At 28.9% G+C, this 8,254-nt stretch carries 5 protein-coding genes; all 5 read left to right on the forward strand.

Translation table 11 applies throughout. The features are described 5' to 3' along the window. The first annotated feature begins 167 nt into the window (after positions 1–167). Positions 168–755 carry a ribosome biogenesis GTP-binding protein YihA/YsxC gene (gene yihA / locus HR065_RS02780; RefSeq protein ID WP_178734378.1) on the forward strand — a complete coding sequence of 196 codons (588 nt, stop codon included), beginning with the start codon at positions 168–170 and terminating at the stop codon, positions 753–755. A gap of 122 nt (positions 756–877) precedes the next feature. Further along, positions 878–3,460: a valine--tRNA ligase gene (locus HR065_RS02785; RefSeq protein ID WP_178734379.1), complete on the forward strand. Its 2,583-nt coding sequence runs from the start codon at positions 878–880 to the stop codon at positions 3,458–3,460. A 33-nt stretch (positions 3,461–3,493) separates the two neighbouring features. Next, complete coding sequence (locus HR065_RS02790; RefSeq protein WP_178734380.1) at positions 3,494–4,270, forward strand: alpha/beta fold hydrolase; 777 nt, start codon at positions 3,494–3,496, stop codon at positions 4,268–4,270. A 131-nt stretch (positions 4,271–4,401) separates the two neighbouring features. Next, a complete protein-coding gene (locus HR065_RS02795; protein ID WP_178734381.1) occupies positions 4,402–7,191 on the forward strand; it encodes a cation-translocating P-type ATPase in 2,790 nt (929 codons plus the stop codon). A 134-nt stretch (positions 7,192–7,325) separates the two neighbouring features. Then, the gene (pth, locus tag HR065_RS02800) at positions 7,326–7,889 is read left to right on the forward strand and encodes an aminoacyl-tRNA hydrolase (RefSeq protein ID WP_178734382.1); all 564 of its coding nucleotides are present in this window, start codon (positions 7,326–7,328) and stop codon (positions 7,887–7,889) included. Positions 7,890–8,254 lie beyond the last annotated feature (365 nt).

The following is an 8,254-nucleotide window of genomic DNA, read 5'->3' on the forward strand; positions in this document are numbered from 1 at the left end:
ATGAAAAAAATAAGAAAATGATTTTCATATCAACTGATGGAAAGAAATAAATACATTATAGAAAAATAAATAAAAAAACATCCTTTTTCAATGAAAAAAATATAAATAGTTTTTTATGAGTTTTTTTATTAAAAACACTATATAGGAAATATATTGAGGCAAAAAAAATGATTAAAAAATCTGTTTTTATTAAAAGTATTCAAGACCCTATTGATTGTCCTGATCCCCGTTTATCAGAAGTTTTTTTGATGGGACGTAGTAATGTTGGCAAAAGTTCTTTTATCAACGCTTTAACCAATAAAAAAAAATTAGCTTTATTTTCTAAAACACCTGGTAAAACCACCACTATTAATTATTTTTTATTAAATGATGCGTTTTATTTAGTTGATTCGCCAGGTTATGGTTATTCTAAAAGAAATAAAACTTTTAAACAAAGCGTTTTCCCTATGATTAATAATTTTTTACAAAACAACCATTTTGTTAAAATTATTTTTCAAATTATTGATTTTAAAATAGGTCCTACCAAGATGGATTTAGATATTTATCATAATTTACGAGAATACAATTTACCAGTCTTTTTGATTTTAAATAAAAAAGATAAAGTGTTGAAAAATCAAGTGATTAACCAAATGAAAAGAATCAAAAAAGAATTTGGTGCCCCTGAAGAAGATATCCCTATGTTTTCACTTTCTTGCAAAAATAAAGACGGTTTAAATGAAATAGTTAATTTGATTTATGATAAAATAAATACATAATTCATTATTTTTTATTTTTTTGTTAAATCTGATACTTTTTGGTATAAGATAATAATTATTATGAACTAAAGATAAAATATTTTTTAGTGTTTTAAAGCTAAAAAATTAGGATTAAGAAAAATATGGAACAAAAATATAATTTTAAATTAGTAGAAAATAAAAGATACGCTAAATGGTTAGAAAAAGGCTATTTTAAAACACAAAATAACCCCAATAAAACACCTTTCACTATTGTTATTCCGCCTCCGAATATTACGGGTAAACTACATTTAGGTCACGCTTGGAACAACACTTTACAAGATATCATTATCAGAAGAAAAAAAATGTTGGGTTTTGACGTCCTTTTTTTGCCAGGAATGGATCATGCCGGTATAGCGACTCAAAGTAAAATCAAACAAAAATTAAAAGAAGAAGGTTTTACCGAACAAAATCTAACCAAAGAAATCTTTTTAAAATACGCCGCTTTATGGAAAGATGAATATACTCAAAATATTCATACTCAATGGGAGCGTCTAGGTCTTCATCTTGATTATGATTACGAAAAATTTACTTTAGATAAAGATTTTAGCCAAGTCGTAGAAAAAGTTTTTATCGAACTTTACGATAAAAAATTAATTTATCGTGATTATAAAATTATCAATTGGGACCCTTTTACTCAATCTACGATTTCTGAAGTAGAAGTTAATTATCAAGAAGTAGAGGGTAAATTATATTATTTAAGATATTATTTAGCCGATGATAACGCTAATTACGTAGAAGTAGCAACTACAAGACCGGAAACTATTTTTGCAGATCAAGCTTTAACCGTTCATCCTGATGATGAAAGATATCAACATTTAATCGGTCAAAAAGTGGTTGTTCCGGGAACAAAAACTAAAATACCTATTATTGCTGATAACTATGTGGAAAAGGATTTTGGGACAGGCATTTTAAAAGTAACTCCGGCTCATGATGTGAACGATTTCCAAATCGCTCAAAGACATGATTTAAAAATAGTTTCTTGTATGAATCCTAACGGAACTATGAACGAATTAGCGCAAGAATACGATAAAATGGATCGTTTTGATTGTCGTGAACAATTAATCCAAAAATTAACTACCCAAAAATTAGTGACCAAAATAGAGGATTATACTCATTCAGTCGGTTTTTCAAGCATTTCTGGTGTTGTTATTGAACCTAGGTTATCATTGCAATGGTTTTTAAAAACTAAAGCTATTTCGCAATCTGTTTTACAAGAACATCAAATTAACTTCTTTCCAAAACGTTTTTTAAAAACTTTTAATCATTGGTTGGACAATTTAGAAGATTGGTGTATTTCGCGTCAATTATGGTGGGGACACCCTTTACCTGTGTGGTATAAAGGCGATGAAATTAAGGTCCAATCACAAGATCCAGGCGATGGGTTCCAAAGAGATCCAGATGTTTTAGATACTTGGTTTTCTTCCGCTTTATGGCCTTTATGTACGTTAGGATGGCCTAATAATAACGTAGAGTTATTCCAAAGACGTTTTCCTGTTGATGCTTTAGTGACGGGTTATGATATTTTAACTTTTTGGGTTTCTAAAATGGCTTTACAAAGTATGAATTTAATTGCCAAAATACCTTTTAAAGATGTTTTGTTACATGGTTTAATCAGAGATTCGCAAGGACAAAAAATGTCTAAATCCAAAGGAAACGGCGTAGATCCGATAGAAATCATTGATAAATACGGAACAGACGCTTTAAGGTGGTTTTTAACCACTAATTCTTCCCCAGGTGCAGATTTATTATATAACGAAACTAAAATAGCGTCCAGTTGGAACTTTATTAATAAAATTTGGAATATTAGTCGTTTTATTAAATTAAACATTACTACAGATCAAACTGATTTTAACGCTGAAACGTTATTAATGCCGGAAAAATTTTTATTATCACAACTATCACGTTTAATGGAAGAAACAAACCATTTATACGATAAATACGAATTTAATATTGTAGGCAGTCTCTTGTATAATTTTGTTTGGGAAGATTTAGCTAATTGGCATTTAGAATTTTTAAAAATTGTTTTAAAAGAGTACGACCCAGAGGTATCTTTAAATTCCCAAAAGTTCGCTCTTTATATTTTAAAAATCACTTTACAATTGCTCCATCCTTTCATTCCTTTTGTAACTGACGCTATTTATGAAGAAATGGCTTTTGAACGACCTATTATTAACGAACAATTGCCGCAAATTAACACAGTTCATTCTTCCTCTGATGATTTCTTAACTTTTAAAAATTTAATCGTTAAAATGCGTCAATTTAGACAAAATTATCAAATAAACAAAAAGACTTTATTTTCTTTATATATAGAAGCTCCTAGAGAAAAACTATCAGAAATAAACGCTATTAAGCCTGTTTTAAAGAATTTTTTAATGGCTTCGGAGATTAAAACAACTCCTAAACTACAAGAAGAAAAATACGAATGGTTGTTTTTTGACAAAGATACATATGTTTTCATGCCTAAAAAAGACTTGCAAGCATTGAAAAAAAATCAAGCTGATAATCAATCGCCGCAATTGTTAAAAAAACTTTTAAGCGAAATTCAAAGAAGTGAAAAGATTTTAAATAATCCTTCCTTTTTAGAAAAAGCTAGTAAAGTTAAAATCCAAGAAGAACAAGAAAAATATAAAAAATATTTAAGTCAATATGAAAAATTAATTAAAAATAAAGATCAAGAAGGTTAAACATAAACTTTCTTTTTCTTGAAAAAGGTTGATATGTTTATTAATAAAAATTTTTTTTATATTAATTTTAAAAACGTTCCTAATCCGAAAGCTAATGTCATTATTACTCACGGATTGGGCGAAAGTTCACAAGATTATCTCCCTTTAGCTGACTTTTTATGTCAAGCCGGTTATAACGTTATTTTATACGATGTTAGAGGTCACGGTAAAAGTGACGGTCCGAGAGGAGATGTAAAGAGTTTTCATGTTTTGGTCGATGATTTGGCTGTTCTTGTGAAAGAAATTAAAAAAAAATCTTCTTTAAAAATTTTTTTAATCGGTCATAGTATGGGTGGAATCATTACTAACGCTTATATGGTAAAATATGGCGAGGTTAATGGTTCTATTATCAGTTCCGCTCCTGCTCATGTACTGAACAATAAACATTTAAAATACCCTTTTTATTGGTTTAATTTTAAACCAAGGAAACTTAATTTTTTATCTAATAAAATCGCTCATACTCCTATATATGAGGGTTATTTTCCTTATCATTTGGAATATGTTACTCCGCGTTTAATGCGCAATTTATTAGTTTTAAGTCCTCAATATTTACAAAAAAGATTATCTTTTTATGTTGGTTCTGTCTTATTTTTATACAGCATCCAAGATAAAATTATTTCTTTTAAAAATGGTTCTTTTTTATTTGAAAAAGTGCCTTCTAAAGATAAAAAATTAATTCTATATCAAGAGTCTTATCATAATTTATTTCACGATATAGAAGCGCAAAAAGCGTTTGAAGATACGGTTTTATGGCTAGATCAAAGGTATTGATGATAATGCCTTTGAAGAAACTATTTTTTTTAAAAAAAGATATTTATTTTGTTAAAATAGATGATATAAATATATTTTGAATATATTAAAATTGTTTTTTTAAACAAATTAAAAAAAGAGTAAGGGAATTTATGAACAATAACGATATTTTGCAAATCAGTAAATTATCACAAGAAGAAGTGTTTAAACACTTTCAAACCTCACCAACAGGATTAGATGATAACGAAGTACAGAAAAGAAAACTTTTATACGGGTCAAATGATATTAAATCCGCTAAAACTTTTAATGTTTTTAAACAATTTATTAAACAATTTACCTCCATGTTCGCTATTTTATTATGGATATCAGGTACTTTAGCTTTTTTAATTGATGAAGGGGCAATCGGAGTATCCATTTTCTTAGTTGTCATTGTTAACGGTATTTTCGCTTTTTTCCAAGAAAGCAAAGCAGAAAAAATTTTGTCTTCTTTAAGTGACATGATGCCTAAAAAAATCCAAGTTTATCGTAACAATCAAATAGAAGTGATAGATGTTATTGATTTAACTATCGGAGATTTAATTTTTTTAGAAGTAGGGACTACTATTCCCGCTGATTTAAGGATAGTGCAAGCTAATAATTTTTTCGTTGATAACTCCATGTTATCAGGTGAAACGATCCCCTTAAATAGAACAGCTAATCCTAACATGCAAGATGAATGTGTTGCCGCTGAAATGCCTAATTTAGTTTATGCAGGTACAACAGTTTCTGAAGGTAGCGCTAAAGCGGTTGTTTATTCTATTGGAGAAAACACTCAAATAGGGCAAGTATCTGTTTTATCCGAAAACATCGATAAAGGATTATCTACTTTAGAAAAAGAAATTCACAGAGTAGTTAAAACAATTAGTTTTATCGCTTCTTTATTAGCTTTAGTAGTCTTTTTTGTATGTTTATGGCGTTTTAAACCCGATAACACTTGGAAAGGCGCTTTAAGTGGCGCTGTTGTAGTAGCTTTAAGTATGTTAGTGGCGAATATTCCTGAAGGGTTATTACCGACTATCAATTTAAGTTTAGCTATCGGAACCCAAAGAATGTCCAAACAAAACGCTTTAATTAAACAATTATACTCAGTGGAAACATTAAGTTCTGCTACAGTTATTTGTACCGATAAAACAGGAACTTTAACAGAAAACCAATTAACTTGTAAAAAAATTGTCTTTCCGGGCGGTTATGTTGATATTACTGGTAATGGTTTAAAAAAAGAAGGACAATTCCAAAATTTAAACCAAGAAACAGACGATAAAGTCTTGAAAAAAATCTTTATCGCTTCTATTATGGCTTCAGAAGCGAACTTAATTGATGATGAAAAAAATAAAGGCGATTATCAAGTGGTAGGTAATCCTACCGAAGGTTCTTTATTAGTAGCTGCTAGTAAATACGGGCTTTCTATCGATGAAGTACGTCAAAACTTTACAGTTGAAAAAACTACTCCTTTCTCTTCAGAAACTAAAAAAATGAGTGTTTTAGTGACGAATGTAGCGCAAGAAAAATATGATATTGGTAGTAAATATTTATTTGTGAAAGGTGCTCCAAGCGTTTTATTAAAAGAGTGTAATGCTCAATATAAAAATAACCAAGTAAGCTCTTTTTCTGAAGCAGAAAAAGAATTCTTTTACGAAAGAAACGAAGAATTATCTAACCAAGGCTATCGTATTTTAGCTATTGCTTATAAAAAAATTGAAGACGATTCTTTAGAAGAAACTAATATGGTCTTCTTAGGTTTCGCTGTTAATTTCGATCCTCCTAAAATTGAAGTTAAAGGCGCAGTAAAAGACTTATTAAAAGCTGGTTTAAAAATCACTGTTATCACAGGAGATTACGGTCCTACCGCTATTTCTATCGCTAAACAAGTAGGTATTATCGAAGAGGAATATATCAATATAGACGGTAATCAATTAGAAAAAATGTCGCAAGAAGAATTGCAAGAATCTTTAAAAACAAGAGTTCCTGTTTTATTTTCCCGTACAACTCCTAAACACAAATTAAGAATTGTTGAAGCTTATCGCGCTAATGATGAAATAGTGGGAGCTATAGGTGACGGAGTAAACGATATTTTAGCTATGAAAGCCGCTCATATTGGTATTGCAATGGGTAAATCTGGTAAAGATGTCGCTCGTAATGCGGCGGATATGATTTTATTAGATGATAATTTCTCCACTATCCCTAAAGCAGTTTTAGAATCTAGAGGAATATATTCTAATATTAAAAAATTCATGACTTATGTTTTATCCTCCAACATTCCTCAAGTTTTCCCTATTATCGTGATGGCTTTATTTAAAGTACCTCTATATTTAACTGTTATGCAGATTTTAGCTATTGATTTATTAACGGACTTAGTTCCTGCTATCGCTTTAGGAGCTGAAGAACCTGAAAAAGATTTATTAGAACACAAACCTCGTACCGAAAATGATCATTTATTAGACAAAAAATTATTAAAACGAAGTTATGGCTTTTTAGGTATCGTAGAAGGTGTATTAGCATTAGTCTTTTTCTTAGCTTTTGGTGGTTACAAATTTTTCGGCGATCACGGAATAGCTTTTTCAGCAATTCCTAAAAACACAGATTTCATGCGCGCGTCCACAATGGCTTTCGGAGCAGTTATTTTTGCTCAAGTAGGAAACGCTTTTGCTTGTCGTTCGGATAAATTATATTTTTGGGAAAGTTACAACAAGAAAAATAAACTTTTATGCGTGGGAATTATCTCCGAGTTATTCTTATTTGTGTTAATTTCTCAAAAAATAGGTTTTTTAAATAATTTTTTCAAAACTCAACCTATCAGATATGTAGATTATTTATACTTACTTTTACCGGTAGCGGTTATGTTATGTTTTGACACTTTAAGAAAAAAAATCATTAATAACAAAAATAAAGTTGAAACTAAATAATTAAACTTTTTAACTAGGAAATAACAAAAAAACTTTTCTCTGTTTTTTTGTTATTTTTTTTATCTTTTAAAGGTTTTAAATGTTATTATTTTATTTGAAAAACAATGAAAAAAATAAGAAAAAAGGAAGAGCAAATGAAACTAATTGTAGGTTTAGGAAATCCAGGTAAAATGTTTGAATTAACCCCGCATAATATAGGTTTTATGTTGATTGATTATTTAGAAAAAGAATGGAAAAAAAACATTTTAACTACTAAAAAAGAACTATCCAGTATCGTTTCTCATCTTCAATTAGAACAAGAAACTTTTTTGTTGGTTCAACCGCAAACTTATATGAATGTTTCGGGCAAAGCCATCAAACAACTGATGTTAAAATACAATATCCCTAAGGATGATGTTTTAGTGTTGGTAGATGATATCAATTTAGAACCAGGCTCTTTTAAACTGAAATCTAAAGGCGGTCATGGCGGTCATAATGGTTTAAGAAATATCATAGATATGCTAAATTCTAAGGAATTTAAAAGATTAAGAATAGGAGTTGGTCTTGATTCTCGTATTCCCTTAGAACAGTATGTTTTAAAACGTTTAAACACCCAAACGCAACAACAAATTACAAATAATTTTCCTTTGTTTAAAAAGTTAATTAGCAATTTTATCCAAGGTTATCCTTTTGCCAATTTAATGAACACTCTGGTCTAAGAAAGTAATAATGATTGTCTCCTTTTCCAAAAGTTAAAAAGAGCGATTACACGCTTTTTAGGCATCTTTCTTTCTTAAGGAAAAAAGATGTTCTTTTTTGATAAAAAAATTGTTAAAAAGCTGATAAATTTGATAAAATAAATAATGTTGCAAATGTTTAAAAATGAATTAATTTTTTGCGATAAAAAAATGTTAAAAAGTAAAGCTTTTAGATGAAATAGCATCAACTTTTAACATTTAATAAATTAATTAAATTTTTTTAAATAAAATGTAAAAAAAGATTGAAATAATTGATTTTACATGTTATAATTAATTTGTTAGTTTTGTGAATTGCTTTTTTCCAATCGCATTCATTAATAAATAAA

Source organism: Candidatus Phytoplasma pruni (assembly GCF_013391955.1).
Classification (GTDB): Bacteria; Bacillota_I; Bacilli_A; order Acholeplasmatales; family Acholeplasmataceae; genus Phytoplasma.

Coding starts and splice junctions, on each gene's coding strand:
- HR065_RS02795 (WP_178734381.1), top strand. CDS start 4,402: ATGAACAATAACGATATTTTGCAAATCAGTAAATTATCACAAGAAGAA.
- HR065_RS02790 (WP_178734380.1), top strand. CDS start 3,494: ATGTTTATTAATAAAAATTTTTTTTATATTAATTTTAAAAACGTTCCT.
- yihA (WP_178734378.1), top strand. CDS start 168: ATGATTAAAAAATCTGTTTTTATTAAAAGTATTCAAGACCCTATTGAT.
- HR065_RS02785 (WP_178734379.1), top strand. CDS start 878: ATGGAACAAAAATATAATTTTAAATTAGTAGAAAATAAAAGATACGCT.
- pth (WP_178734382.1), top strand. CDS start 7,326: ATGAAACTAATTGTAGGTTTAGGAAATCCAGGTAAAATGTTTGAATTA.